The 1,350-nt window shown below is 74.6% G+C and carries 1 protein-coding gene and 1 pseudogene; both read left to right on the top strand.

The annotated features are described in order from the left end of the window. The first annotated feature begins 174 nt into the window (after nucleotides 1-174). Nucleotides 175-621, top strand: coding sequence for a VOC family protein (locus tag ICW40_RS18215; protein ID WP_260459430.1), 447 nt, complete (start codon nucleotides 175-177; stop codon nucleotides 619-621). Nucleotides 622-751: 130 nt separating this feature from the next. Further along, nucleotides 752-1,350, top strand: a pseudogene (locus tag ICW40_RS18210) (hypothetical protein); the annotation flags it as partial.

The raw sequence follows: 1,350 nt of genomic DNA, 5'->3' as shown, positions 1-1,350 counted from the left end.
CGCCGTCGCGACGCCGCCGAGCACCCGCCAGTCCGCCCCCGCCTGTGCCATGCGTCACACCGTACGGATCGCCGGCCGCCGCTGACAGGGGCGTCGACCGGTGGGGTCGGGGTCCACGGCGGCACCGGGTCCTGTCCGCCCCGCGTGTCGGACGTCGGACCTACCGTGCGTCGCATGACCACGCCATCCCGCACCATGCCATCGCGCACCATCCGTGCCAGCGCCGTCGAGCTCGTCGTCGCAGACATGCGCGCGAGCGTCGCCTTCTACCGCCGCCTCGGGGTCGACTTCGCGTCGGACACCGACGACCACGAGGAGGCCGAGCTCGCGCCGGGCCTCCGGCTCATGCTCGACACCGAGGCGTCCCTCGCCTCGTTCGCGCCCGGCTGGGTGCGCCCGACGGGCAGCGCCCGTGCGTCGCTGGCCTTCGAGGTGGGCACCCCGGCGGAGGTCGACGCCCTGCACGCCGAGCTCGTCGCGGCCGGCGCCCACAGCGAGCTCGAGCCGTGGGACGCCTTCTGGGGACAGCGGTACGCGTCGCTCACCGACCCCGACGGGAACGGGATCGACATCCACGCGCCGCTCGACGCCGCGCGCGCGACCTCGGATCCCGAGGGCTGAGCCGACCGGGGGCGGCCAAGGCGCACACTCCGGGCAAGTCACCCCCTCGGCGCCCGCCGACTTGCCAGCCGGGACACAATGGCGAAGTCCCGACCGGTGNNCGGCGAGCGAGGTACCGCACGAGTTCGACGTGTCCTGGATCGACCGGGCGGTGCAGCGCTCGGTCCGGCTGCCCGCCTGGGTCTCGGGACTGATCCTCGCGGCGGTGCTCGGCCTCGGCTGGGTCGTGGTCCACACGTCCGGCGGCACCCACATGTCGACGCCGCACCTCTTCTACCTGCCGATCGTGCTCGCGACCCTGCCCTTCGGCCTGCGCGGGTCCCTCGCGACCGCATCCGTCGCGACCGTCCTGTGCGGGCCGCTCATGCCGCTCGTCGTCTCGACGGGGCAGCCGCAGGAGGTGGGGAGCTGGCTCGTGCGCGGCGCGATGTTCGTCGCCGTCGGCTGCGTGGCGTCCCTCGCGCTCCAGCTCCGGCAGCACACCTACGAGCGGCAGCTGACGACGGAGCTCCGGGAGGCGATCGCGCCGAGCCTCGAACCGGCGCCCGGCCATGACCCCGCCCTCGCCGGGCTCGTCGACGAGGTGCTCGACGGGCGCCTGCTCCACGCCGTCTACCAGCCCATCTACTCGTTCGCGGACGGGCGGCTCCTGGCCGTCGAGGCGCTCGCCCGGTTCGACGTCGAGCCCTACCGCACGCCCGACCGGTGGTTCGCGGCGGCGCACGCCGA

Origin of the sequence: Actinotalea ferrariae, from assembly GCF_019733465.1 — a bacterium.
Taxonomy (GTDB): domain Bacteria; phylum Actinomycetota; class Actinomycetes; order Actinomycetales; family Cellulomonadaceae; genus Actinotalea; species Actinotalea ferrariae_A.
The sequence above is the reverse complement of the archived record's forward strand: the minus strand, read 5'-3'. Positions and strand labels throughout refer to the sequence as shown.

Coding starts and splice junctions, on each gene's coding strand:
- ICW40_RS18215 (WP_260459430.1), top strand. CDS start 175: ATGACCACGCCATCCCGCACCATGCCATCGCGCACCATCCGTGCCAGC.